A 24061-nucleotide genomic window follows, 5' to 3' on the forward strand; every position below is an offset into this window, starting at 1 on the left:
ATGAGTGAATACGTAACGCTGGTGATCCGCAAACCGCAAGACACGGCCGACGCGAAGAAGGTACAGGAGGCGCTCGAGACGCTGCGCCCGTTTCAGACTGCTATGTCTATTGAAGACGAGATGACGGTTCTCGAGCTGATTGAACAGCACCCCGATTTCGACGAGAGCATCTCAGAAGACGCCCGCCGGCAAACGGCCGAACTGCATGCCCGAGCAGCTGCTTGACGCCATGGATGTGAGTACGCGTAGCATCACGTCGTGCGAGCACGGGAGTGCCGCGCCTGTGCAGGCAACCAATATTTGCTGGCTGTCACTCAATGCATGGCATGCCTGCCTGTGGGTTGGCATGTTCCTCTTCGTGTTTCTTGAGGTCGAGAGACACCTTGCCACGGCGAAGGTACAACGCGTAGTTGCCGCGAGGCACGCGATTCGTGCGGTGCTCAGGAATAAGGACGCCGTTTCGAACCTGGAGCATCTTCTATTCGGATTTTGCTGCGCTTTCGCTGGATTTTTGATGGCGCAAACGCTCCATCACCTCGATCCGGCCTTCGCGACAGATGGCGTGAATCGCAGGGAAAAGCAACAGGCACGCAGACGCCTATTGCAGAATGTGCCTTGGCTGGGATGTGCCGTGCGAATGGCGGGAACTGCGGTGCGACGATTTACACCTTCACCGGCGCGAGTGCGCGGTTTGTGGCAAAAAACTCGTGCTCTTCGGTTCACCGTGCGGTTTGGTTGCACCGTCGCTGTTGTCTGTGGGCTCAACTACTTTCGTGTTGCTGCATACAGTCCGATCGACATCATTCCCGCTATGTGGCTGTTTTCCGCGGCGATGTGGATCGTTTGGGGATGGCGACATCTTCTCCGGGCCACTGCCACACAGCCAGAGTTTGTGATGCTGGTGTTTGGGTTCGGCATCTGGTTCGAGTTCGACTTCGCATGGAAAGTCGTCCAATTGGCCGAGCACAAGAACACGTTTCCTCATGCTGCGAGGCATCTGACCTACAGCTTCGGGGCATTCGCCGCATCGCTCGCGTGGTTTCGCCTCGGCGCGATGCGCCCGCACGGCCAGCACGTCGCGGCATCGAGCAAGAAACCCGGGACGGTGCTCAGTCAGTAACCAGTCTTGGCGATTCGACCAGTTGCGCGAAGTGACCGTAGTGGTATAGTTTCTCCAGCCGTTCAGTCGGCAATCATCCTCAGGGTCCGCGCGCCCATCCAAGGCTCCACCGGGTTATGCCCGGTCGAGCGTCTCGCTCTCTCCTTTTCAACCGCCCGTGAACGGGTAGAAAGGAGAAGCCAATGAACCGCGATCAAGTGCAGCAAAGCCACGCGAACTGGTTCAACCCCGGCAACCTGACGGCGATGGGGCGCAGCAACCTCGAAGCGGCTGGCTTACCGACCGACTTCGAAAGCTGGCTCAAGTTGGTGGAGGAGAAGACGGGCCAATACGCTAAGCGAACGGCCTTCGCTCGCCACTGGCTCCACGGCCGCACCGCCAACCAGGCGATCGAGCTCGTTGCCGCAGATGTGGCAGCGGAGGAGATTGCCCAACAAGTGTTCCGTCTGTCCAACGAAGCTGCCCGCAAGATCAATGCACAGCACTTCAAGTTCGGTGCGGCCCATATCGCGGAATGCGTTGCGGTCCGGGTCGAGCAGAGCATCTGATCAGGAGGACAGGCATGGTCACCGCCAGTTGGGTCATCCGCGAGAAGGGTAACAAGCATGTCATCTGCGAGACTTTCGACAAGCGCCTGGTTGAGAGGCTGAACACCGCGAAGTACGAAGCGGTGCCGATCCTCGAATACCTGGGCGAGTTCAACGCCAGCGCACGTAACCAATGAAGTTCGGCCCGCTGCGCATTCCGTCTGGAATGCCGGCGGCGCCAACCTGTGAAAGGCCCGTGATATAGTGCGGCGAGCCGTTCAGTCGGCAGAAACAAGCACAGTTAAGACGCACCACCGGAATACCGCAAAGCCGCTTTGCCGGGTCACACGATTCCGCAGAGCGCCAGGCTCTCTCCTTTACAAATCGCCTGATTCAGGCACAGAGGAGAAACGCATGAACAGCAAGAAATCCATGGACAAGAACTGGGAACGCATTGGCGAGGTTCCGGTCGACAGCGGGCAAGTGATGCTCGTCGATCCGACCTACATCGACAGCAACTGGCAGGACAAGCCGTTCGAGGACATCCGCCAATATCGCCACAAGGAGTCCGGAAAGGTGCTTCAGTACCGTAAGGACTTCCCGCACTACGAGGCGGTGATCCAGGAGTTCGGTCAGACCATGAACCAGTTGAACGCGACTGGTGAATGGGATCTGCTCGAGCAGCCGGTACCGAACGAGTTGAGCTACAACGCCGCCTGCCGAGCGACCGGACAACAAGCCCGTGGTGGCGCGTTCGGCGGTCTCGCAACGGCTGTGGGTACGGCCTATGGCGATGGCGAGTATCCGGTGTTCGTTCAGCGCGACGAGTACGGACGTATCCTGCGCGTGATGATCGACTTCACCGAACAGTAACGACGGTAGTATCGCAACCTGACCCGCCGAACGCTCCCATCTGGGGCGTCGGCGGTGTCGACATCCAGTATCCATATGGTATATTCAATTCAGCCGTTAGATCGGCATTTCTCTCAGGCGCTTGCCGCCACCTCCGCGTCTCAGTGTAATCGCTTCGCCGGGCATGCCAGCCCCGCCGAGCCCTTGGCTCTCTCCTTTATCAACCACCCGTCAGGGTACGAAGGAGAAACGCATGAACCGCAATATCCAGAGCAACACAGAGCAGCCTAAAACGCACCTGCAGATGCTACAGGATGTCGTCGCGGCCCAAGTTCGCCTGTGGGATGCCCTCCGCGTGCTGGAGAAGGCCACTGCGCCGGACGGCGACTATTCCGACAAAGCGAACGACGAGGTCATTGAATACGTCAAATCGCTCGCGGTAGGCCTCGACGGTGCTGACGAAGCGTATACGCGCGTAATCGACGAGCATTTGAAAAAGGCACTTTCCCTCTCAAGCCATTAACCGTACTGCCTGCCATCCTGATCTACGGATGACAGGCAGCAGTTTGCTCAGCCGGGCGGTATCTCCCCGCCGAGCATCCTGCTCGCTCCTCTTTTACAGCCTCATATGGGCATCAAGGAGAAGAGCATGAACAGCAACATTGAAACGAACCTGGCGGAGAACGGATCGGAAGTCGCGGAAGAAGAAGGGCGTGCGAGCATCAGCGTCACGATCGAACTCGACATTCACGACCCCGCCGCCTTCCGCCACGCCGCGTATAAACGCGCGCTGGACGACAATCTCGGGGAAGATGAGGCGAAGGAGTATCTGGATGCGGAGAAGACGAGTCTCGGGGCATGCGCGATCATGATTCTGGATCCTGGCGTGTCGCCGGATGGCGCGTCCATCGAGAATTCGAGTTCGGACGAGCACTAAGCGTCACGCTCCTACGCAAGTTATCAAACCGCAATCACGCTCACCAGCCCCTCCGTGGACTGGTGGGCATCACCTCCTACTCAGCCGGTCCGGCCGACCCGCTGAGCTGTGCTCTCTCCTTTATCAACGCCCGTCTGGGCATCAAAGGAGAACATCATGACCCGCAATCGAATCATCCAGTCGCCGTTCGCTCACCATGTTAACCATCAGTGGTATTTGAGCAGCCATGCTGTACCGGCTGCCGATACGATCAAGGCCTATCGCGAGCAGGTTCGGCAAGCGTATGGGAATCTGCGGGGCGTGAGATTTGCCGCGCAAGGTATCGATTACTCGCACTTCGTCCTTCAGGGCGGGGTCCTTGATCCGGTGAAGATGAGTCACGACATCGGCTGCATGTTGAAGTATTGGACGCTCGCGAATCAGCCGATCGGATACCAATATCCGGTTCAGGACTCACCTGTTCAGGTGCGACTCGTGCGTGAGGACGGAAAGGCGGGTATTCGCCTGCGGCTCTACGATGTGAGGGGATCGAAAGGGATGTTCACTCGTCTCGGTGCCTACGTCAACGAAGATAGCGATTCGAAACATACCATCGACATTCCTTTGTCGGAAGACGGGTCGCTCGAAAAGGCTGTTTTTCGTGCGGTGGAGGATTGTCTCGAGAAAATCGACAGGCTCGAAAAGCGTGCGGCCGAGCAATTGGCGACCGCGTAACAGTAGCCGGTATCCAGCAACCAAAGCGCGCTTCGCCGCCCCTTTCTCGGGGGGCGAAGCGGTTGTATGCTCAGCCAGCCAAGCCGGCCCGCTGAGCTCTGCTCGCTCCTTTACCAGCCCATAAGGGCAGAGAAGGAGAAACCATGAATAGCAAGAAATCGCTTCAGGGCATGGAGATCCGCAAACTCGGCAGCAACAAAGGCACCCCGCGGCTTTGGATCGAAGGTGCCCAGGCAAGCCGCGCAGGCCTCTTGCCGGGCATGAAAATCAGCATCACTCTCGACAACGAGAAATGCATGCTGACGCTCGAAGCCACCGAAAGCGGTGAGCGCGTCGTGTCGAAGAAGACCGTGCGCGATCGTGACGTGCCCGTGATCGACATACAGAGCGAAAGCCTCTTGGGCACATTCGTAAAGATGGGCCTCACCGCTGTTCGCATCGTGGTGCAGTTGCGCCGGATCTTCGTGCTCCCGATCGCATCGGAAGTGCGGGCGAGGGAGCGGCTCGCTCGTCTGAAGTCGAAGCTGGAGAATAATGAACCGCTGCTTATGGGTTCGTTTTCCTCGGGCATCGGCATTCTCGATCGAGCAGCACACACGGGATTGGAAGGCGCGGGCATCCGAACACGGCTGGCAGTGGCAAACGAGATCCGGGAAGACTGCATGGAGCACGCGGTCGAGCACAATCCGGTCTTCGATGCCCAGACCATCCTCCTGACGGCACCAATGCAGGAGGTAGTGTTCGACAACTGGGTGATGTCACAACTGCCGAAACTCGATGGACTGGTGATCGGAATCCCGTGCAGCGGGGCATCAAATGCTGGACGCACGAAACGGAAGTTGGAGTTCCCGGAGTCGCATCCCGACGTCGGGCATCTCGTCGTGCCGTTTCTCACGGCAGTCGCGCGGACCTCTCCATCCTTCGTTGCAATCGAATGCGTGCCCGGCTGGCTGAACACGGCTTCCGCGGCGATCGCGCGTTCAATGCTCAGGGATTTTGGGTATGTCGTCCACGAAACCGTGCTCAGCGCGGCCGACTGGAACATGCTCGAGCACCGTGAGCGCATGTGCATTGTCGCGGTCACGCAGGGAATCGAGTTCTCCTTCGATCTGGTCGAACGGCCCGAGGCTCAGGTTCGCAAGCTGGGAGAGATCATGGATACGGTGGCGCCGGACGACAAGTGCTGGTCGCCGCTCACGTATCTGAAGGATAAGCAGGAACGCGACGAGGCGGCAGGCAAGGGGTTCAAGATGACGATCGTCAACGAGAATTCCACGAAGGTTCCGACGCTCAACAAGACGCTGGCCAAGCGTCAGAGTACCGGCACCTTCCTGCAGCATCCCGAGAACAAAGACCTTCTCCGCATTCCCACGGTACGCGAGCACGCTCGCTGCAAGGGGATCTGGGAGGACCTGGTCGAAGGAGTCACGCAGACGTTCGGACACGAGGTTTGTGGCCAAGCCGTCAGTGTTCCTCCCTTCGTTTCGGTGTTCGACGCACTCGGCCGATCGCTTCAATCGTTCAAGACAGCCACTTCTATTTCGTTCCCGTCGTTCGTGCGAGCCGAGATGGTCGCGGCATAAGTAATTTTTTAACCCTGGCGGGGCTCGTTCCCCGCTGGGGACGCTCCTTGCCTTTTCAGGAGATCGTTATGATTCACTCGAAAGAAATCCGTCTGGAAGGTACCCAACGCAGCCCGGCCCGCCTCGTCATCGATGACGGCGATTGCTTCGCACTGGTGTATCTAACCGACCAGGAAAAACACCGTCGCACCGCGGAAACAGAAGAGCGGGCGCGTCGCCTGGTAGCCTGCTGGAACGCGTGCGTCGGTATGAGCACGGTGGACGTCGAGTCCTGGGCCGCAGAGACCAAGCGCAAGCGGGCCGCGCTCGAAGCCGACGAAGCCCTTGCGACCACGTAAGCATCAACCTGCAGCATCTCGCCGCTCGTCCCATCGGAGACGGGTGGCGAGCCCAACCACGCCCATGGTTCGGCCAGGACGACCCCTCGCCGAGCACCGGCTCTCTCCTTTTCAGCAGCCCACGCGGGCATCGTAGGAGATGCATCATGACAAGCAACGTCCAAAAGAAAATTGTCCACCGCTACCAGGTTGGCATGCAGGTAGTCGATTCCGGCGGTCGGGTCTTGGGCGACATGACATCCGTCTTCCAGGAAGGGAATCGGCTTTTTGCAGTCGTCAACGGGGACTACGAAGTCGATCTGACCGGTGCGGCCGAGATCGTCGATCTGTGCGGCACCTTGAGGCAGGCTACACCCGCTTTGAAGGACCCGCACATCCGGCTTGGTGCCCTCGCCGGGCGAGCCTACGAACGGGAGATCGACCTCGCATAACGATCGGCAGCAACCCGCGCCCGCCGCATGCCCGTCTGGACGGCTGGCGGGCGTTTTCGCTTCTGTACCAATCGTTCAGCGGCGGCGCGATCGCGCCGATAACGAGGCGTAGAACGCGATTATTCGGGTTTGCAATGACCGGAGCCTGTACGACAATGGCTTCACGGTATCGAAGGGCCAGCAGGCCAACAACCACCAAGGAGCGCATCAGCATGGCAGCATTCGAGAATTTCCTCGACCAGATCAAGGAAGCCGGTATCCAGATCCAGAACGAAGGGGCGCTGACGAAGAAAGCGCGATCCGTACCGGACTGGCCATCGGCCGTGGCAGAAGCCGCCTTGACCGGCCGCAAGGAGGGGATTCTTTTCGAACGCGTGAAGGCGGACGAGCCGACCGACGAAAGCCTCGCTACGATTCTCAGCGGCTACAGCTTCACGCCGATCGAAGCACGCGCGGTCATCGACAATACGTTGCTCGCTGGCCAGCGCGCGTAAGGGGAGGCTTGCATCATATGCTCGACACTCGGCGCGTTATCTCGCTCTTCCTCGGCGTCGTCCTCGTCACTGGACTTGGCATCTCCATCGGCCGCCTCGTCGGCAAGAGCGATGGCATCGAATCGCGCCAGCGGCTTGAGATAGTCTGGCCGGACCTGATGCAGATGCCCGATCAGGATCGCGCGCTGCTCGCCAGCTTGGCGCTGACCTGCCATCTAAAGGACCGCAACAAAGACCAGGCGGCTGTGCTCTCGTGCCTCGAGGAAGCGGTCGACGACGAGCACCCGCGGTTCCCGTATGGCATGGACCGCAAGCAGGCACGGGACCGCTTGAACGATCTGATCCCGCAGCCGCTGCGCACGAAGGCGGCCCGATGAGCGGCATGATGCCGGAAGCGTTCCTGGCGCTCATCTTGCCCAAGACGCTTACGTGGGCGAACGAACAGGCGGAGAGGGGGCTGGCGGCCGGCCGTGTGCTGACGTCGGTCGAGCTCGATGATGCGCGGCAGGTAGGGGTGTCGGCTCCGGATAAAATCCGGCTCTCGCTCGTCGACGAGGTTCCCATGCCGCACGATCCAATGCTCCGCGAGATCGCAATCCGAACCGGACTGCTCAATGATGACATCGCGGGACTGACACTGGGCTACGCGATTTTCATCACACCGCGGCATTTCTCTCGGCGCCTGCTGCGGCATGAATGCCGACACGTCTACCAGTACGAGGCGGCCGGGTCGATCGACCAGTTCATGCAGGAATACCTACGGCAGATCACCACATTTGGCTACCAGACCGCGCCGCTCGAAATCGACGCGATGCAGCACGAGACTGTCTGAGCGCTTGCTACTCGGACAGGTACTGCGGAAGTGGATAGCGGGTCACGCTAGACGAGCGGCCCGTCGGGCGCGGTGCCGTTACGATGTCGGCGGCCGGCAACCAGAAGCATCCGCGCTCGAGTTGCTCGAGCACGTCGAAGTGTTCAGACTCGAGCGCCAGACATCCGCCGGCGCGAACACCGTCCACCACGGCAAACAACTGCCATTGAGCCGGCCACTGGTCATCACCTTCTATCAAGAAGCGAAGCACGCCGTCGACGCGAACCTCGTACAGCGAGTCCGATACGCGGGTCGAACGAACTCGTGAGGCATACGGGCTAGTGCGTGCGACGCGGTTAGGCAGGGACTGGGGAGACTGGTGCATGACGGAAACTCCAGGGGCAGGAACATCTCCAGTGTCTCCCGGGACACTGGAGATGCAAGCCAACGGGCCGACGCCCGCGGAGACGAAGAGAGGGAGCAACGCCTCGCGGCATCCCTCCCTCCTGTTCTTTACGGCCGAGGCCGTGCAACGCGTCAATGACAGTGCTGCGCTATCCGGAGTCCGTCGACCACGCGACGATATTTCTGCAGGCTGTCCAGCACACCCTGCGTCGCGACCATCAGGGCCTGCGTTTCCGCCTGCATCGCCGGATGACTGTCCTTCAGGCTCTCGTTGAGCGCTCTCATGTAGGCCGTATAACTTTCGATTTGACCGTCGATCAAGCGCATACTTCCTCCGCCTTCTCGATGTGTTTCTGCCCGACCCTAAGTCCTGCACGTGCAAGAGCAGTATTTACGCGTGCGACGATCTCCGCACACAGCGCATCGAGCGCATCCGCGTAGACGAACGGCTCGTTGTCGACCAGGTGCGTCGTCGACTGAAACGCCCAATGCGGCCCGGTCTGCACCCAAAGATGCGCCGAGAAGTGCGCGTCCGAGTCTTGCCGGTACCGGCGGACCTTCCTGCCGTCGCGATACTCTGCTGTCGGCATGAAAAGACGGATCTCCGCGTGAATCGTTGCCGGATCGCTGCAGCGTTCCTCGCCCGAAACACCAGTCGTTGCCATGCGATCGATGTAGATCGACGCCCCCATGGAAGCGGTTGAGCGCACCGGACAACCTTCCCAGAACGACAAGCGGTCATCCGGTATCCGCCAGGCATACCCATCGGGAAGCGTGACGCCGGCCATCAAGATTTTGTCGGCCGTCTTGACCCGATCGACGATCAGAGCGCCCAACTCCTGCACACTTGCCACTTGCTTTTTGGGTTGCTTGTTGCTGGTCATGAATTCTCCTTTATGCCCGAATGGGGCGGTTCGAAAGGAGATGCCGGGGGGCCTGGGCCGGACGTAGCCCGGCTCAGGTGACATCGCGTCAGACCTGATGGTCAGAGGTGAATGAGGGCGTTCTGGAGTGCTGGAATGCAATCGAGCTCAGGGCGAGCAGCATTCCGATGAGGTGTGTTGCCGATCAAACGGCTGCGTGCATTTTCGCAGAGCCGTCCCAGATGGTCAACGTGCCATCGTGGCCGGTTGTGGCCAGCGGTGCCTCGCAACAGCGGCTCTGCCATTTCCGCGCGTGGTTGGCATGCTTCGACGAAGGATTGAGCGGACCCGTGCGCGGAAGCGTAATGCGCAAACACGCGCCACAGCGCCATTGCTTGCCGGGTGGAAGAGCGGGAACCGGTTGGAGAAGAGGGGAGAGGGACGGCATGATATTGCGTGAGATAGTCAATCTACGTGTATACGGCAGTTTCGTGAAATGTTTCGGCGGTATGCCCGAAATTTATCCGGTGGCGGCACAAAACGGAAATCGCCAGACACGCCTAGGCGTGTCTGGCATCCGTGGCTACGATGCGCCGCTTAGTTACCGTCGCTCGGCAAGCGGAAGCCGACGAGCAGGCTATGGCCGCCATTGTTGCGGACCTGGCGCAACAGCGGGCCTTCCGGTTCGCGGTCGTCCCGGCCTGACGTCCAGAGCGTGGCCAGTTGCTTCTTCCAGTAGCGCCCATGTCGACGCGCGAAGGTCCGGAGCGCGTTGGCTTGTTCCGGGGTTAGCGATTCGTTCTCTTGCTTCATGATTTTCTCCTTTGTGCCTCGTGGGCGATTGAAAAGGAGGTGAGTACAGCTCAGGAGACCGAGGGTCCGCTGAGATGCCGGCGTCGCACACGCCCGTAGGGCAGTGCGCGTTCCGGGTTTTACGAGATCCTATTCCCGTGGCTCAGAAAGCAAGCCGGAATTGATCTCCTGACTTCGGTCGCATCCGCTCGATAGCAGTGTTCATCCAGGCGTCCATCTTTTCGGCCCGGTGTTCCATGTTGTTGGAGATGCCAAGCCGAAATGCTTCCTGACGCGCGCCATAGTCCCACGCCATGCTGTCGCAGGAAGCGACGATGTGTGAGTACATCTTGACGCGCTCTAGCGCAGCGCCTTTCACTCCGAAGAGGTGCAATTTCGTACCTTTCGGCAGTCGACCTTCCAGTCCGTCAAGAATGGCAAAGAGCCCGTACTTCGGATGATGAAGGTCGCGTCGACAAACCGACCCGAGACCCATCAACGAAGGCGGCGCCAGCCACGCGTGCCGGTCCCAAACCTCCATCGTCAGATCGAGGCTCCTCAGGTAATCGTCGAGTTCCCAGCCTTGGCAAATCGGTACCGGCGGCTTGAGATCGTTCGCGATTGTCACCGCTCGGACACCCTCTCGCGCGTAGTCCACTTGCCATCTCTCGATGATCTGGAGGAGCGATTCGAGCATCGTTGCCGTCGCCCGGATACGCCAGTCAGTGTCGATTCCGTCGTTCGTCGCCTCCGGCTCGCAGCAAAGGTCCATGCTGCTGTACCAGGTTGGACGAAGCAGAAACGCGAGTTCGAGGTAAGCCGCATACGACCAGGGATAGATACCGCCGACACCCGACTGCTTGCCCTTTGACTTGAAGTTCATCATCGCAATGAACCCGGCCGAGTCCAGCGCGACGTCGACGTCCTGAAGCGGTGTACTGCCCGGCAGGTCAAAGCGTCCCGTTTTATGGTTGAAGAATGCGTTCGCCGACACCATCACTGGATAGCCGCTCGCGAACGCATGAATCGCAAGCTTGCCACCACGGTGAGGAATGCCGGTGCGCATTACCAGATCGTCGCCTATAGGTGCGTTGAGTTGTCTGTCCGGAATGACGCCAACGGGTCCGAGCAAACGGTCCATCTTTGCTTCAAAGTTGCTGTTCATGTGGATCTCCTCATGCCCGAGGTGGGCTGATAAACCGAGGAGCGCGCGGCTCTGTGTAGCCGGAAGGGCTAGGCGGAACGCGTGCGACGAACGAGCGGAACCGATTGACGGTTGACGACAACGCGTGGGTGAGGATGGTGATCGGCCAGAGGGGCCAAAGAGACTTTCGGATGCGCGGGCGACTGGTTGACCCGGAATGATGAAATGCCGATCAAACGGCTGAGAGGATGATAGCCGGACGGGGCGACCGGCGCAATGTTCAGCACGAGTCCGTGAGTTGTAGGTGGCCCACCAGTCGTGAGACTGGCAGGCCGGAACTACTTACAGGCTCGGGGCGACATTGTGAATGTCGACCAATCCGTTGAACACCAGGTGCCGATCGCGCTCCTGATTTTCTTCGTCGAACCTGATAGCTGCTAAACCGTCGCTCCAGAGGTGAACAACGCGTCCCTCATGAAGCTTGGGTGGGCTCGCGAGCACGTCTTGGACAACGACGCGCTGCTGTTCCGAAATACGACGGAGACTCTTTACTCGGACGGCTTCAGTTTGCGTATTCATGGCTTCTCCTTTTGTGCCTAAAAGGCGGGTTAAAGGAGTCGGCGCCTAAGCGCACTGTTGAAGTTCAATCCTCAAAGGTGCACTCGAATTTCAATGTGAATGCCGATTTAACGGCTTTGAGGACAGTAGCACGGCGCACACGTCACGACAAGCCAATGGCGGCAACGACAACGTCAAGCGGCCCCGCGTTCCGAGTGCGAAGCTCTGCAGTGCGTGATCTCGACCAGATCACCCCAACCGATCATCGGGGGGCTTACGGTAGTGCAACGTCACGGTCGAGTCGACTGCATACTTTGCCGCGTCGGTCGGCGACATCGGGGCAATCAGCCACGTGCCCCCGCCTCCGCGCTGCGACGAGAAGCCGACGAGCAGCGCGTCTTCCGCCAGCTTGCTACCCAAATAAGCGCGTGTATCACCCGGCCTCGGGCAAACCGTCTCGGCCGGCTCGTTCTGGTAGACGTACATCGTCATCGAATGCCCGTACCCGCCAATGTCGACTTCGGGCGCCTCGTGTTGGCCGCAGAACTTGGTGTCCATTGTGTCGCTCGCTCCATACCGCACCAATGAGGGAAGGGGACTCTGGTGCTGCTCAGGGAAGGGTGCCTTGCCTGAGAAGGAGTGCAAACGCGAGGGGGGGTATCCGGCATGCTTTGCTGGCTATCTTGTCAGCGTGATGCCAATCGAATGGCTGGGGCCAGCCTACAACAATCGATTGCCCACTTGTCGAGCTTCGTTAATTCGCAGTATCATTCGCACACGCCGTTAGGTCGGCATCAAATCCTAAGTCTGCTCCTGCATGCGTCCATGACGTCCTTCCCGCAGGGTTTCTGCAGAAAAATCAACACACATAATGCAATCAATACGTAGCGCTTCCGCTACGGCGCGCCCACGACATAGCCATCTCCCGCGCGCACGTTCGACGTTGCTGACTTCCCGTCAAGGCGGGTGCCTTCACGGGGCGATAAGCCTCAGTCATAGCCCTACGAGGCTAAAAGACCACGGAGAACAACATGTGCGATTCCGAATTGAAGCGTTTGTGGGTTGTTGCAGTACCGGCTGATGCGGGCGTGAAGCCGAGCAGCCTCATCTTCTTTCAGGCCACGGTCCCAACGAGCGCCCAGGTGCACGAGCGCACTGGCGGCGCGGTGGTTTTGCCAAGTGGCGGCGTCCAGGCGCTGGACCTGACTAGCGCCGTCGGTAGCGACGCGGCGAGCTTGACCAGCCTCGACGCGTGGGCGCGTGAGGTGCTGGCGGAAGGTCTGTCCGTGCGCCCGCTGATCGAAGTGCCTCCGCACGCCTTCTCGGTGGTGCCGAGCAAGCGCGTGCACTATGGCAACAAGGAGCAATATTTCGATGACGGCGGCTGCCTGCAAGGCGAGATCCATTACGGCCGCGACGGCCAACCGAGCCGATGGCTGATCGATCGCCGCTTCGTTCGCTAATCATTCCTCTGCCTGCGGAGTTCCGCGAAAAGGCCCGCCGTCTCGAGCGGCGGGCCTTGTTACGTCAGAGCGCCAAAACGCCTTGCTGCGGGGTCATCTCGAGTACGTACGCGACAAGGAACCGCGTCTCCATCTCCGAGTCGTGCGCGAGCGCATCGACGAAGCCAAGACTCCTCCCGAGAAAGCGCACTGCGGCGGCGCGGCCGTGATTTACCAAGCGCTGAATCGCGGCGTAGGTCGCAAACTCTTCGAAGCTCACGAACGGCGCTGGCGTCATGAGAGTAAGGAATTGCTATCATGGGTTGTCCTTTGACGCCCTTACAGGCAGTTGAAAAGGACATGAGCGTGGGCTCGGCGAGCCGGGCGGCTGGCGGAGCCTGGGAGGAATCCACCCGGGCGAGCCGGGCGGACGATGTTGCGATTAGCGCGGCAGGCGCGCTTGTGCTGCGAACCGCGGATAAGTCACGAGAGTTGCGTGGGCGAGCCGGATAGTACGGTCGTTATTCACGAACGGAGCGATCAGGCCAAGAGACAACTCGATCAACTTCCTTCGATCCTCCAGCTTCAGCACGTAGAGCTTGTCGCCGAGACTAGCAAGTTGCCGGAGATCGCTCATCGACTTGATCACCTCGTTCTCGGCCAGCAAAAGTGCGTGCCGAGCCTTGAGAAGCGGACAGGTGTCCGGGTCTTCGCCTTCGATCGTGATCCGTTCGTCCACGCGGGCTTTCCGGCATTCCGCGAAGTAGACATCCGAATCGGCCTCGCTAATGCGATACGAGTGCTTCGGGTCGAGGATGATCTCATCCTGGCCTGGCTTAGTCGACCGGACTGCCTTGAAACGGTGCCGACTGAGGATCTCCGTTTCATAGCCGATCACGATCGCCTGAAATTCCTCTTCACACAGACGTGCGGCCAGATATGTCTCGACCGCCGCGATCATGCGAGAGGTCGGGGTAAAGGCAGATTTCGGGTTCATAGCGCTCTCCTTGATGCCACGGGTGTGGCGTTGAAAAGGAGTGAGCGAGGCTCGTCCGGAGAGTACCCGGAGGAGCCGGCTAGACTGCCGGCGGGACAGGACCGAAGCCCAGTCCATTGTTGATTCCCGTCAGTACGTAGCGTCCGTGATCGAGTTGACGTCCACGGAGAACTCCGTAGCTGCTTTCGCGAAGATATCGCTGAGCGAAATACTGACCATGCGGCAAACATCGCCGTTGCGGACATGCGCCTGAGCGTAACCCGAGACGTAGCGCGATTTCTCGCTCCCGGCTTCCATGAGTACCAGCACCTCACCTTCCTTGATGTGGGGCATCAGCATTGTCGAGATATCGAATTCAACATCGTCCTCGAGCTCGTCGTCATACACGTTCGAGGGCCAGCCACCATCATCCGTTTCCGTGACGAATCCGATCCGCTCGCCCTGGTGGATGACGCGTAGATCGAAGCGCTTCGCAACCTTCTCGAGTGCCTCGACGTTTACGGGGAGGACGTAGTTCGTGCGCGCAGTTCCGTTCCAGTTTGCCATTTGATGCTTCTCCTTTAATGCCCACAGGGCGGTGAAAAAGGAGTTGGTCTAAAACCCGGTTGAGCGGCACTCAGCGGGATCCGAAGACATTGCGAAAGAGGGTGGGGGCGCATCCTTGCGGTGCGCCCCTATTGTTCAGTTCCAGTCATCCGAACCGCCGTGATGGTGATGGCCGTGATCGAAGTACGAATCGTCTTGCGACGACTGGTTCATCGTGTCGTGAGCCCACTGGTCATGATGGTGATGGTGCTGGTACGAGTTGTCCTCGTAATGGTTGCAATTGCAGGGGAGGTAATTTCCGCACCGAGGGCAGCGATCGAGTGCGTCCGATGCTTCTTCAGTTTGGTTCGAACCTGTCCCTGCGCGCGCAACTGCGATCAGAAAGAACGCAATTGCGGCGGCGATGATCATGGTCATGATTTTCTCCTGGTGCCTCAAGGGCGTGAACAAGAGAAATGGCATTTCCTGCCATGCCGAACCTCGGGGTCGGGGATGGCTCGGAGGCGCCGCGCCCGAAGATGCAGACGCCGCCGGCTGATAGTTATGCGGCCGCAGCGAGGACTTCGCGCGACCAGGGTTGATGTCTCGCCGGGTCGATCACGAAGTAGCCCAAATAGCCCGGTTGCTTGTACGCATCGCCATATTCCTTCTCGTCAACCAGCCAGCAGCTTTCCGGACCGTGGAGCTGGCCCTTCGGCGATCGACCGCCCGTCAGTGCTACCACGCCCACCATGCCCTTCGGCACGCGCTTGTCCCAGCTACCGTACGCTCCGGTGACGATCTGGTCGTTCTGATGTTTCTCAAAGAACGCGGCGAGGCGGCGCGTATAACTGGATTCCGGTGCCAGCTTTTCGCCAGTCCACGCTTCCCAGATATCCGGCATCCAGTCAATCAGTAGCTTGCGAGCCGCTTCCTGGCCCTTCGCATCGAAGTGCCGAGGGAACGCCAGTTCGACGATCGCCCACTCCTGATCTTCTTCGAACCATGCACTGCCGTCACCGTCCAGATGCTGCATGGGACGCAGGCCCGCTGGCATCGCTGCTACACGTTCCGGGCTGAGCCAGTAACCGCCGTGACTTCCGGTCGTGTAGCGAACGATGCCTTCGGCAACGACGCTGATGGAATGGGGGGCACCCCAAGGGGAATGTTTCGGGTACATGGTGGTGTTCATGATTCTCCTTTTTTGCCGAATCGGCCGTTGAAAAAGGAGAGGGCAGGAGCCCTGGAGAGACGCTCTCTTCGGGGCCTAGCAGATCATCCGGACAATGCCCGTCCCGAAGGACAGGCGCCGCCGAAAGTGACTTTTGATGCTTGCGAGTTATGCCGCGACAGCCGAACTGAGTTCGCGGATCATTGTTTCGGCCTTGGCATAGCCGTATAGAACGACAGCCACAGCGACGATCCTGGCGCGTGAGGAATGCGAGATGTTGTCCTCGACCCACGTTTCCGCAGCGACAAGCGCCGATTCCTGCTCGTCGCGAGAATCGCCGGCCATGTTGGCGCACTGACTGCCCAAATGAGCCTTCAGGTCATCCACGATGGTCCACCACGTATCCTCGTCGAACTGAGTCACGTTGGCACCGCTTTCGAGATGCTCGATCAGCGTGTCGACGCGCGGGTTCGTCAGGACTTGCTTCAGATCCGTGCGGAACTCTTGCACGGGGATCATCTGGTCGCTGAACAGAACTTCGTGCGATGTACGAATAACGCCAAAGGCTTGAAGATTGCGGTTCATGGTGCTCTCCTGATTGCCACGACGTGGCGGTTGAAAAGGAGAGAGCGCCGCAGACACTGGCGAACCCATTTTGCATGGGGTCCGGAGTGCCGGATGGAGGTCGACGCTCAACTGAACGCGATTCAGTTGAGTGTGAAGACAGGACGGGGCTTGATGAAGTGCAAACATTGCCGACCGAACGGCTGAGGCTATTCTATGTGACAGGGGCCGTGGAGTGCAAGCACGCCGGGCCACAGTCTGGACGATTTCACTCGTGAGGTTGAGTTTGTCCAGACAAACTTTCGTTCGATGGTCGCGCCCTAAATACCGCATGAGGTGGATAACCCGAGACTTTGGATCGGTTGAACTGCCACCGCCGCGATGGCGAAAGGAATGCACACAATCACCCAATTCACGGAGACGCCAAATTGCTCCCCAATGACAACGCTCTTGAAAGTCTTACCTCCGATACTCACAGTGCCCATGCCGTTACGCCGACTAGGAACTGCCGTGCCGAACAGGAGGATAGATATCATCAGATTCATCGGTGAGAAACGAAAGAAAACTATTTGCACCATTACTATACGGACAAGGTCTCGTGGGGCTCGGTTTGGTGTATGACTTCCGGACCGATCTTCTCGCCGAGCGCGCGCAGGAACTGCACGTCGTTGAACTTGAACCGGAGGATCAGTTGGGAGGTCCGCGCAAGCCTGTCCAGCTTTTCCGGCGTGTGTTTCGCCAGTGCTCGAGCAACTTCTTCAGGCAGTCCGAACGCGTCAGCTGCTACCGCGAAGTCCTCATGGAGGTAGCGGTGCAGCATCGACAGGTACGTCCGATTCAGTTGGTAAATCTCGCCGAGGATTGTTGTGTCTTGCAGCATGCTGGTTCCATCTGCGTGGCCATGCAAGGCATAGACCCACGGTTCACGATAAAAGGCACACAGGCCGCTGAGTGAGGAGAATAGTCCGCACGGCGAAACGATTGCGTAGGAATGCAAGCCGCGGTGAGGAGGTTTTTAAAGCAAGAGTGATTTTTTATCAGGCCGCGCTGCGTTGCTCGAGAATCGAGAGCATGCGTTGGGCGGCCTCACGCTCGGCGACGCGGCGATTGGGACCAATGCCGGTCGTGCGCAGACGGAACGAGGTGATGACGCATTCGCTCTCGTAGCGGCGAGGCTGTTCGTCGTCGAGGACCGAAACGATGCGGTAGGCGGGCACGGGAATATGCTGTGCCTGCAGGAACTCCTGCAAGCGAGATTTCGGATCCTTGCCAAAGTGGCGGATATCGATCGTGTCGAGGATCGGCGTGTAGATCCGGCGCACGAGACGCTCGGCTGGCGGGAAGCCGCCGTCAAGAAAGACCCCGCCGAGCACCGCCTCAAAGGCATCAGCAAGGATCGAGGGGCGGTCAAGTCCGCCCGCACTGATTTCCGCTTCGCCCAACCGAAGCCATGAACTGAGGCTCAGCGCCACGGCGATCTCATAAAGCGTCGACTCGCGCACGAGATTCGAGCGGATGCGCGACAGCCAGCCCTCGGAAAGGCGCGGGAAACGTTCGTATAGAAGGGCAGCGACCGAACCGCTGAGGATTGAGTCTCCCAGAAACTCAAGGCGCTCGTTGTGAGACTCGGAAAAGGACTGATGCGTCAATGCCAGCTCGAAAAGCGAGCGATTGCTGAACGTGTAGTCCAGAAGCTGTTCGAGGGCAGTGGGAGTCATGCGCCGAGTATAGAGGTCGGCCAACGCTGTCCCAGCACGAATACCGGAAACCGGGACCACGACATTCGATTGCCGTGGTCCCAAACCGTGCTGTCAACCGGCAAGCCACGCGATCAGCGAGCCGAGCCAGTCCTCCATCGTGCCCACGGATGAGCGAATCACGCTTGCCTCGAGGAACGGCCAGAAGGCGGGGTCCTTCGCCTGCACCGTGTCCCATCGCACGTGCGCTGCGCCGCGCGCGGCCGCCGACACCGGCCAACAGAGGGTGAGCGCATCGAACTGCACGCCCATCTCCTGAGCCAGATACTGGCTTACAGTGGGCCCAGCGTCTGGCATGACCACCAGCACGTGCGCGAATCCAGCCAGCTTGTCCGCGACCTTCTGCGCGTCGAGTGGCGTGCGGCCGCGGATGGACTGGTTGATGAACAGAACTGGAAGGGTGCGGGCCGATGAGGCGAGCAGATCCAATACTGGCGCCACATCGTGCGCGGTCACCGTGAGCGGCTTCGTCTGCACCTGCGTCTTGTCGTCGAGCAGTGCGGAGTTCCGTACGAGCGCCGCGATAATCGACGGTCGACGCACCGGGGCGACCATGTTGCGCCCCAAGGCCACGCTTGTGCGCACGCCGATCACGTCAGCCCCGCCATCGTCGGCAACGAAGACATCGTGTTGCCACACGCGGCCTTCGACCTTCGGATCGATGATCTCGCGGCGCATGAGCCAGAGGCCTGTGTCGATTCCCTGCAGCACGGACACCGACCCGCCGCGCGACCGGGTAGCGAAAGCTGCACCCGCGGTCGCGGCCGGAGGGAGATCGCTCCAGTCGAAGGAACCGTCCGGTCCTCGCGTGCGGGTCCACCGCAGTGCGAGCTCGCGGGCCAGCGCCCGGCTTTCAGACCCGTGACGATGACTACGGAACCGAATCTGATGGAGGGGAAAGAATTGGTCAGCGTCACCCATGAGCAGGACTCCTATTCAATGAATGGAACCGGCAATCACACCGGCTGAAATCAGGCTACGGGTGACGGAGCGCAATGCAAACGCAGGTCGGCGCAGTGTATTTACTGGCACCCAAAAAGACAGCGGGCAGCCGTGTGATGGGCTGCCCGCGCGAGAGTGAGTCAACGGTAGGAAATCAGGTCGGATCGGTGTAGCGGTGATTGAGAGGGCCGTTGTCGCCGAAGTCATCCGTGTTCAGCGGCCGCCTGATCTCGTGCTGGCGATCGCCGTCTTGGTGGCACACCTTTCCGTCGGCACAACCACGAGTCAGTGTGCGCTCAGGGCGGTCCTCGCGACCGTCGTAATAGGGATGCTCGGCATGGTGCACCGACGGCAAGAACGAGTGAAGTACCTCGTGCAAGAGCATGTCTTCGATCGACGTGCGAAAGAAGCTGCCACAAAAGTACATCAACACGAACGTGAGGAACGAGAAGCGCAACATACGGACTCCGGATAAGAGTGGGGCATGTCTGTAGGCTACGGCGCGAAGATGGGATTGCAAGTCGATGGGCGTCGTGGGCGCTGCGAGGAAATGAATGGTGATCCGGAGAGATTTTTGTCTGCCCGGCACGGGTGCTCGGTGGCACTATGGTTTCAGGTTTGGGTCTTCCCCGCACACGGATCCGGCCTGATCTGTTCTCGTGGTTTTACTCTCAACAAGCCATGCGTCTTCCCCAAGCGCATGGCTTTTTTTTGGCTGCGTCAGGCTTCGACGCGAGTTGGACCGTAGACGACTGATCCAACAACACAATCCCATTCCTGAGTCGCAAATTGCGCATTCAAGGAAATCTCAGGGAATGGGCCGACTTCGATCTCACTCGCGAATGTGTTGCCGTGGAACGGCACTTTCCGATCGTGAGTCATCCCATTTACACAGAGAATTTCAGTATTCCGCTCCGCCTTTGAGGAGCTATCTTGAATTCTACGGAGTTGCCCATGACGCGAGTAGGCCCGATTCGTGGCGCCTTCATCGTCACCGCAATGCTCATCGGCAGCGTGGCCAGCGCCCAGCAATTGCCTTCGGCGTCACCCGGTGCCACCTGCAGCACACCTGGCGTGGCTGCGACCTACGGCGAGAACGGCATGCTGATTTGCAGTGCCTCCCTGACCTGGAAACCCGCGATCACAGCATCGACGCCGGTCAACGATGGCGGTCTGGTGTCGACCGTCGGCCAACGCATTGGCAGCGCCATGGCCACTCTCGTCGATGGGACGGCGCAGTTCCTACACGACATGCTCTCGCCGAGCTCGAACTAAGCTCGCGCCACCGTTTTCCCAACTATTGGAGACACTCCATGAATGAAGCCATGACCGGCCTGCCGCAACACGCAGAGCATTCTGCTGATGAGCAGAAGGTATCAGCCTCGGAAAGGGCGCTAGCCGAACTCGGCATGTACTTCCACGGCAGCAGGGGCAAGCTGCGTCTCGTCGGTTTCGTCTGCCAGGTGCTGGTCGCGTCGACCATTGTGTTTGCATTGATCTCGCTGGTCGACCTGGGTAGTGTCTTGCTGCACGCGATCCTACTTGTCGCGAACTCGCCGCTCGTCGGCGGCGACTACGCGCAACGCTTTGTGATGGATCTGCCGGCGAGGAATTTCATCATTGACTCGACCGAGGCCTTTCTGCAGCACGCGCTCTTCTATGCAGTCGTCTCGCTGCTCCTGACCGCCACGGCCGAGATCTACTGGACGAGACGTCGCGCGAGCCGTCTGATGCCACCGGCTCAAGCTTTCATGCGCAATTAAGGAGTGGGGCTGAGGTGGGCGAATAGGCCTACGGGCCTGCTGGTTCTCTCGGGCACCAGACCTACAATCTCGCCGACGGCCGGCCAGCTACACTTGGGAATCGGCCTTAAACGCCCGTAGCAGAGGTTCTACGGTTCGATGCTGGGCCATCGCGGCCCAGCCAAAAGTCACTTTAGCGTTAGCCAAAAGATGCCGCGCGCGTTGGTCGTGGCGGCGTACAGGTCCAATTCGTGGCGAAGCCACTCCGAGTGACGACTCACCGTCGCGATCGAGAACGGCCGCCCCTGCTCGCCGAGGTGCTGCACGATTGTGCGCCACGCATTCGGGTCAAAACTACGGGGGCCAATGAATTTGAGTGCCTGATCCCCCTGCAAATCCTCAAGTGAAGGTGAATAATTCTTCTTTACGCCCCCTTCATTTGCGTCAGGGCCTAAAGTTTTTCCGGCGACGAACGTTAATACAGAATTAGCACCCGAGTCAGGCGCACCGGTAACAACTATGTTCCGGCCCAGTTTCATTGCTCTGCGGGCAACCAACCCCCAGAAAATCAAACTGGCCCAGGACAGCGGGGCAAAGCGGCCTTTCTTGTGACCGTAGCCGGTACGCGAAAGGTCATTTTTGCGCAGGGGCAGATTGTTCCAGTTCGACATGGTGTTAGTAGTGGTAGAGGTGCGATCCCGATCCTGCGAAAACGTGAGTGGCTGATTTATAAGCCAAAAACAGCACGACAGTCGCGATCAGGATACGGATGATGCCAAAGCGCGAGCGGCGGCGGCTACCGTAGTAATGGTGGTGATGGACAGTTCTGTGGGATGGTTTTTTGCGCCGCATGGTGCCTCGAATTGACCTTCGGGACTGCGTAATTCGAATGCCTATTATTAACGACAGCATTCTGAAAGGTGAATTTGGACGACGCATCATTTTGCGTCGAGTCATATTCAATTGTGCGTTGTTTGCTTTAGATTTCCGATTCTAATTAACCGTGAATAATTACGATTTTTTGGTTGGGCTTCTATTGGCAATCATTGAAAAATTGTTAAGATAAGCACGTGTTTCAAACCTCCTCGTGCAGACGAGGTGTGTCAGGTCTCTCAAACGGGGAGAGGACCGCACAAGGGGGGTGGGGTACTTGCAACTGATGATCAATCCGGTGTGTAGTCCGGTGTGCACCAGACTGGTTCGTCAGCCAAGCCGAGTTCGGCTGCCACGTATGGCGATGCAAAGAGAACGATGAAATAGCAGTTAGACCACGACGAGCCAAAGAAGAATGGAACACCAAGTTTCAGATTTGAGCAAGGCGCAGCTCTACAACCTGTTTGCGGACAAGATCACCGGGATGGTAAAGCGGCTCTGCGGAGGGTTCGGCCAGACCCTCGAGGACCGTATGCAGTCGGCATGGACCGAGCTGATCCAGTATGCCCGGGCAAACCAGGATCTGGCAGTAGAGGATTTCATCCCGCTAGCGATGACTCGCGTCAGAGGCGCAGTGATCGACGAGATGCGTGGGGACGATCCACTCTCCCGCACGCGACGCGTTCAGGCGAAAAAGATCAGCGCTGCCGCACATGCCGTGTCCGGGCGGACCGGGAAGAAAGCAACCTCAACGGAACTTGCCCAGGAGTTGGGGCTGACAGTCAGCGATGTGCACGACATGATCTATCGCCTGCACACCGACGTCATCATCTACTCAAGCGAGAAGATCGCGGAAGCCGAGATCGAGAGTTTTACAGACAGTGCCCTCGACACTCTCATCCTGGAACAGAGCATCCAGAAATTGCTGGACGCCATCGAAACACTCTCGGATCGCGACCGGGAAGTCATCGAACTCCGTTATTACCATGGCCTCACGAACCGTGAGATCGCGAGGCGCCTCAACATTGGCGAGAGTCGCGCAACTGCACTGCATCAGCGTGGCGTCCAGAGGCTGCGAAAATTCCTGGTTCCCGCCTAAGGCAACCGCCGGCCGAAGGCGAGCGCCTCGGCCGGCCGACATCACTTCTTCTTCGTCCTCGCTGCCGCGTTTACGCGGTCCTTCAGCGCCTTGCCTGCCGTGAACTTCGGCGTGCGGCTCGCCTTGATCTCGATTTCTGCTCCCGTCTGCGGGTTGCGGCCCGTGCGCGCGGCGCGGTCGGCTGCACCGAACGATCCGAAGCCAACAAGCTGCACCGTGTCACCCTTGGCGATGGCATCCGAAATCGTTTCGATCACCGCATCGAGATGTTCTTGCGTGGCGGCCTTGGTCGAGCCGGTACGGTTGGCGATCGCTTCGATGAGTTCCGATTTGTTCATGCGTGTGCTCCTGTGAATTCCGGCTGGGCCGGGTAATGCGTCTTCGACGCGGTTAGGCTGCTCTGCTTTGCCCGGGTGGGGCGACTAGGGAAGTGGTACACCAGATTGTCGGCAGGCCTGCGTAGGCGTCATGGCGAGATCTAGCGGGTGCTGCTGGGCGAGCACTATTGAATACAGCTCCCCGGCGTAAAGGGTTGGGTTCGACGCGATCGTGCGTTCAAGCGCGGAGACTGCGCCATCGGGCTCGGGGACGCCAGCTTCGGCCAGTTGTCCCCGAAAGCAAATCTCGGCGATGCCTGCGTGTTGGGTCATCCCCTCGTCGTATCGTTGCGTTTTGGCCGTGGCCAACCACAACTCGCCAGCAGCCTGCGCATACCGCATCGCGGCCGCGGCGATAGGCGTCCCATCTCCGTATTGCTGCATCACGTAGTCGATCACGCGTTGCCGCACCGCGTCCTCGTCATCCTGCTGTTGAGCGTGCGCCGAGCCCAGAACAAGGAACAGGAGACTCGCAATAGTCGCTGCGGCTACGCGGAAGCGATTCATGCGAGTTCGGGAAAAGCCTGCCCAGGTGGTACCCAGCGGAACGCACTCGCCGCGTTGAGCAACTCGTCGATACGAGTCAGATCAGGCGAGAACGCCTGACACAGGACGGGGTAGACATCGCCAGAGTCGTCGCGTAGCCAAATCTCGGTCTGCGTGGTATGCAGTGAGCGTAGCTTGGCGGTCTGTGCACCATGGATCGCGAGACGCCAGGACGAGCGTTGCATAAATTCGTCCAGCATCGGGGTCTTCGGATGCGCAGGCAGACGCTCGCCTCGGTGATCAGCAAGAGCCTGTGCGAGCAGATCCTTCACACGCGTGGGATCGAGCCGCTTCGCGCTCATCATCACCAATACAACGCGATCGGCTGCTTCCTCCAGTCCACCCACGCACGGTGCGAGGGTAAGGTTGAGTGCAAGCGCCCAGAGACGGGGCGATTGTTCAAGGTGAGGAAGCTGGAAAGCGTCCGTGATCATGCAAATTTCCTGTCTAGGGCTGT

At 59.3% G+C, this 24061-nt stretch carries 39 protein-coding genes; 18 read left to right on the forward strand and 21 right to left on the reverse strand.

From position 1 onward, the window contains the following. From HWX91_RS26185 to HWX91_RS26250, 14 genes are all read left to right on the forward strand, one after another. Nucleotides 1-225: a hypothetical protein gene (locus HWX91_RS26185; protein WP_028195528.1), complete on the forward strand. Its 225-nt coding sequence runs from the start codon at nt 1-3 to the stop codon at nt 223-225. Then, nucleotides 206-1120 carry a hypothetical protein gene (locus HWX91_RS26190; RefSeq protein ID WP_028195527.1) on the forward strand — a complete coding sequence of 305 codons (915 nt, stop codon included), beginning with the start codon at nt 206-208 and terminating at the stop codon, nt 1118-1120. Before HWX91_RS26185 ends, HWX91_RS26190 begins: the two co-directional genes overlap by 20 nt. A gap of 182 nt (nt 1121-1302) precedes the next feature. Continuing rightward, nucleotides 1303-1668, forward strand: a complete 366-nt coding sequence (locus HWX91_RS26195; protein WP_028195526.1) for a hypothetical protein — start codon at nt 1303-1305, stop codon at nt 1666-1668. 14 nt (nt 1669-1682) lie between these two features. Beyond that, on the forward strand, nt 1683-1844 hold the full coding sequence (locus tag HWX91_RS26200) for a hypothetical protein (protein ID WP_169741864.1): 162 nt from the start codon (nt 1683-1685) through the stop codon (nt 1842-1844). A gap of 217 nt (nt 1845-2061) precedes the next feature. Further along, entirely contained in the window at nt 2062-2520 is a 459-nt protein-coding gene (locus HWX91_RS26205; RefSeq protein WP_028195525.1) for a DUF4241 domain-containing protein, read from the forward strand. 232 nt (nt 2521-2752) lie between these two features. Beyond that, a complete protein-coding gene (locus HWX91_RS26210; RefSeq protein WP_028195524.1) occupies nt 2753-3022 on the forward strand; it encodes a hypothetical protein in 270 nt (89 codons plus the stop codon). 126 nt (nt 3023-3148) lie between these two features. After that, complete coding sequence (locus HWX91_RS26215; RefSeq protein WP_028195523.1) at nt 3149-3436, forward strand: hypothetical protein; 288 nt, start codon at nt 3149-3151, stop codon at nt 3434-3436. A 156-nt stretch (nt 3437-3592) separates the two neighbouring features. Then, entirely contained in the window at nt 3593-4150 is a 558-nt protein-coding gene (locus tag HWX91_RS26220) for a hypothetical protein (RefSeq protein WP_028195522.1), read from the forward strand. Nucleotides 4151-4293: 143 nt separating this feature from the next. Beyond that, nucleotides 4294-5733, forward strand: a complete 1440-nt coding sequence (locus HWX91_RS26225; RefSeq protein WP_042274418.1) for a DNA cytosine methyltransferase — start codon at nt 4294-4296, stop codon at nt 5731-5733. A 68-nt stretch (nt 5734-5801) separates the two neighbouring features. Further along, nucleotides 5802-6071, forward strand: a complete 270-nt coding sequence (locus HWX91_RS26230; protein ID WP_028195521.1) for a hypothetical protein — start codon at nt 5802-5804, stop codon at nt 6069-6071. A 146-nt stretch (nt 6072-6217) separates the two neighbouring features. Next, on the forward strand, nt 6218-6502 hold the full coding sequence (locus HWX91_RS26235) for a hypothetical protein (protein WP_028195520.1): 285 nt from the start codon (nt 6218-6220) through the stop codon (nt 6500-6502). 212 nt (nt 6503-6714) lie between these two features. Continuing rightward, the gene (locus HWX91_RS26240; RefSeq protein WP_042274416.1) at nt 6715-6996 is read left to right on the forward strand and encodes a hypothetical protein; all 282 of its coding nucleotides are present in this window, start codon (nt 6715-6717) and stop codon (nt 6994-6996) included. A gap of 17 nt (nt 6997-7013) precedes the next feature. Then, nucleotides 7014-7373 carry a hypothetical protein gene (locus HWX91_RS26245; protein ID WP_028195519.1) on the forward strand — a complete coding sequence of 120 codons (360 nt, stop codon included), beginning with the start codon at nt 7014-7016 and terminating at the stop codon, nt 7371-7373. Further along, nucleotides 7370-7828 carry a hypothetical protein gene (locus HWX91_RS26250; RefSeq protein WP_390416795.1) on the forward strand — a complete coding sequence of 153 codons (459 nt, stop codon included), beginning with the start codon at nt 7370-7372 and terminating at the stop codon, nt 7826-7828. The genes HWX91_RS26245 and HWX91_RS26250 overlap by 4 nt, the downstream gene beginning before the upstream one ends. A 7-nt stretch (nt 7829-7835) precedes the next feature. Here HWX91_RS26250 and HWX91_RS26255 read toward each other — a convergent pair whose 3' ends face one another. From HWX91_RS26255 to HWX91_RS26285, 7 genes are all read right to left on the reverse strand, one after another. Next, nucleotides 7836-8192 carry a hypothetical protein gene (locus tag HWX91_RS26255; RefSeq protein WP_028195517.1) on the reverse strand — a complete coding sequence of 119 codons (357 nt, stop codon included), beginning with the start codon at nt 8190-8192 and terminating at the stop codon, nt 7836-7838. 152 nt (nt 8193-8344) lie between these two features. Beyond that, nucleotides 8345-8533 (reverse strand): hypothetical protein, encoded by a 189-nt coding sequence (locus tag HWX91_RS26260; protein WP_127837823.1) that lies wholly within the window; start codon nt 8531-8533, stop codon nt 8345-8347. Further along, complete coding sequence (locus HWX91_RS26265; protein ID WP_028195515.1) at nt 8530-9096, reverse strand: hypothetical protein; 567 nt, start codon at nt 9094-9096, stop codon at nt 8530-8532. Before HWX91_RS26265 ends, HWX91_RS26260 begins: the two co-directional genes overlap by 4 nt. Before the next feature lie 576 nt (nt 9097-9672). Further along, on the reverse strand, nt 9673-9888 hold the full coding sequence (locus HWX91_RS26270) for a hypothetical protein (protein WP_052660674.1): 216 nt from the start codon (nt 9886-9888) through the stop codon (nt 9673-9675). A 142-nt stretch (nt 9889-10030) separates the two neighbouring features. Further along, nucleotides 10031-11032 carry a deazapurine DNA modification protein DpdA family protein gene (locus HWX91_RS26275; RefSeq protein ID WP_244144145.1) on the reverse strand — a complete coding sequence of 334 codons (1002 nt, stop codon included), beginning with the start codon at nt 11030-11032 and terminating at the stop codon, nt 10031-10033. Nucleotides 11033-11353: 321 nt separating this feature from the next. After that, nucleotides 11354-11590 carry a hypothetical protein gene (locus tag HWX91_RS26280; RefSeq protein WP_028195513.1) on the reverse strand — a complete coding sequence of 79 codons (237 nt, stop codon included), beginning with the start codon at nt 11588-11590 and terminating at the stop codon, nt 11354-11356. Between the two features lie 228 nt (nt 11591-11818). Continuing rightward, complete coding sequence (locus HWX91_RS26285; RefSeq protein ID WP_028195512.1) at nt 11819-12127, reverse strand: hypothetical protein; 309 nt, start codon at nt 12125-12127, stop codon at nt 11819-11821. Between the two features lie 473 nt (nt 12128-12600). Here HWX91_RS26285 and HWX91_RS26290 point away from each other — a divergent pair, with 473 nt between their 5' ends. Beyond that, complete coding sequence (locus tag HWX91_RS26290; RefSeq protein WP_028195511.1) at nt 12601-13032, forward strand: hypothetical protein; 432 nt, start codon at nt 12601-12603, stop codon at nt 13030-13032. A gap of 64 nt (nt 13033-13096) precedes the next feature. Here the strand turns inward: HWX91_RS26290 and HWX91_RS26295 are convergent, their stop codons facing one another. The 10 genes from HWX91_RS26295 to HWX91_RS26340 form a co-directional block, all read right to left on the reverse strand. Next, a complete protein-coding gene (locus HWX91_RS26295; RefSeq protein ID WP_127837824.1) occupies nt 13097-13291 on the reverse strand; it encodes a hypothetical protein in 195 nt (64 codons plus the stop codon). A gap of 162 nt (nt 13292-13453) precedes the next feature. After that, complete coding sequence (locus HWX91_RS26300) at nt 13454-14008, reverse strand: hypothetical protein (protein ID WP_127837825.1); 555 nt, start codon at nt 14006-14008, stop codon at nt 13454-13456. Between the two features lie 129 nt (nt 14009-14137). Continuing rightward, a complete protein-coding gene (locus HWX91_RS26305; RefSeq protein WP_028195508.1) occupies nt 14138-14554 on the reverse strand; it encodes a hypothetical protein in 417 nt (138 codons plus the stop codon). A gap of 135 nt (nt 14555-14689) precedes the next feature. Then, nucleotides 14690-14971 (reverse strand): hypothetical protein, encoded by a 282-nt coding sequence (locus HWX91_RS26310; protein WP_028195507.1) that lies wholly within the window; start codon nt 14969-14971, stop codon nt 14690-14692. A gap of 124 nt (nt 14972-15095) precedes the next feature. Then, a complete protein-coding gene (locus HWX91_RS26315) occupies nt 15096-15725 on the reverse strand; it encodes a DUF7007 domain-containing protein (protein ID WP_052660673.1) in 630 nt (209 codons plus the stop codon). Between the two features lie 147 nt (nt 15726-15872). Then, nucleotides 15873-16289, reverse strand: coding sequence for a hypothetical protein (locus HWX91_RS26320; RefSeq protein WP_028195506.1), 417 nt, complete (start codon nt 16287-16289; stop codon nt 15873-15875). Between the two features lie 559 nt (nt 16290-16848). Beyond that, nucleotides 16849-17148, reverse strand: a complete 300-nt coding sequence (locus HWX91_RS26325) for a flagellar transcriptional regulator FlhD (protein ID WP_052660672.1) — start codon at nt 17146-17148, stop codon at nt 16849-16851. A 157-nt stretch (nt 17149-17305) separates the two neighbouring features. Continuing rightward, nucleotides 17306-18010, reverse strand: a complete 705-nt coding sequence (gene rnc, locus HWX91_RS26330) for a ribonuclease III (protein ID WP_244144146.1) — start codon at nt 18008-18010, stop codon at nt 17306-17308. A gap of 69 nt (nt 18011-18079) precedes the next feature. Then, nucleotides 18080-18946, reverse strand: coding sequence for a hypothetical protein (locus tag HWX91_RS26335; protein ID WP_028195504.1), 867 nt, complete (start codon nt 18944-18946; stop codon nt 18080-18082). Between the two features lie 175 nt (nt 18947-19121). After that, a complete protein-coding gene (locus HWX91_RS26340) occupies nt 19122-19427 on the reverse strand; it encodes a hypothetical protein (protein ID WP_028195503.1) in 306 nt (101 codons plus the stop codon). 494 nt (nt 19428-19921) lie between these two features. On the opposite strand from HWX91_RS26340, the gene HWX91_RS26345 reads away from it, so the two are divergent. Both HWX91_RS26345 and HWX91_RS26350 read left to right on the forward strand, forming a co-directional pair. Further along, on the forward strand, nt 19922-20242 hold the full coding sequence (locus HWX91_RS26345) for a hypothetical protein (RefSeq protein ID WP_028195502.1): 321 nt from the start codon (nt 19922-19924) through the stop codon (nt 20240-20242). A 38-nt stretch (nt 20243-20280) separates the two neighbouring features. Next, nucleotides 20281-20730 (forward strand): hypothetical protein, encoded by a 450-nt coding sequence (locus tag HWX91_RS26350; protein ID WP_028195501.1) that lies wholly within the window; start codon nt 20281-20283, stop codon nt 20728-20730. Between the two features lie 167 nt (nt 20731-20897). On the opposite strand, the gene HWX91_RS26355 is transcribed toward HWX91_RS26350, so the two are convergent. Beyond that, nucleotides 20898-21380 (reverse strand): hypothetical protein, encoded by a 483-nt coding sequence (locus tag HWX91_RS26355; protein WP_028195500.1) that lies wholly within the window; start codon nt 21378-21380, stop codon nt 20898-20900. 617 nt (nt 21381-21997) lie between these two features. Here HWX91_RS26355 and HWX91_RS26360 point away from each other — a divergent pair. Beyond that, a complete protein-coding gene (locus HWX91_RS26360) occupies nt 21998-22681 on the forward strand; it encodes a sigma-70 family RNA polymerase sigma factor (protein ID WP_028195499.1) in 684 nt (227 codons plus the stop codon). A 41-nt stretch (nt 22682-22722) separates the two neighbouring features. Here the strand turns inward: HWX91_RS26360 and HWX91_RS26365 are convergent, their stop codons facing one another. The 3 genes from HWX91_RS26365 to HWX91_RS26375 all read right to left on the reverse strand — a co-directional run bounded on the left by HWX91_RS26365 (nt 22723) and on the right by HWX91_RS26375 (nt 24038). Continuing rightward, nucleotides 22723-23037, reverse strand: a complete 315-nt coding sequence (locus HWX91_RS26365; protein WP_255246777.1) for an HU family DNA-binding protein — start codon at nt 23035-23037, stop codon at nt 22723-22725. A gap of 66 nt (nt 23038-23103) precedes the next feature. Further along, the gene (locus HWX91_RS26370; protein WP_028195497.1) at nt 23104-23565 is read right to left on the reverse strand and encodes a hypothetical protein; all 462 of its coding nucleotides are present in this window, start codon (nt 23563-23565) and stop codon (nt 23104-23106) included. Continuing rightward, nucleotides 23562-24038, reverse strand: a complete 477-nt coding sequence (locus HWX91_RS26375; protein ID WP_028195496.1) for a hypothetical protein — start codon at nt 24036-24038, stop codon at nt 23562-23564. The genes HWX91_RS26370 and HWX91_RS26375 overlap by 4 nt, the downstream gene beginning before the upstream one ends. Nucleotides 24039-24061: the final 23 nt, after the last annotated feature.

The sequence above is a fragment of the Paraburkholderia fungorum genome (assembly GCF_902833645.1).
Classification (GTDB): Bacteria; Pseudomonadota; Gammaproteobacteria; order Burkholderiales; family Burkholderiaceae; genus Paraburkholderia; species Paraburkholderia fungorum.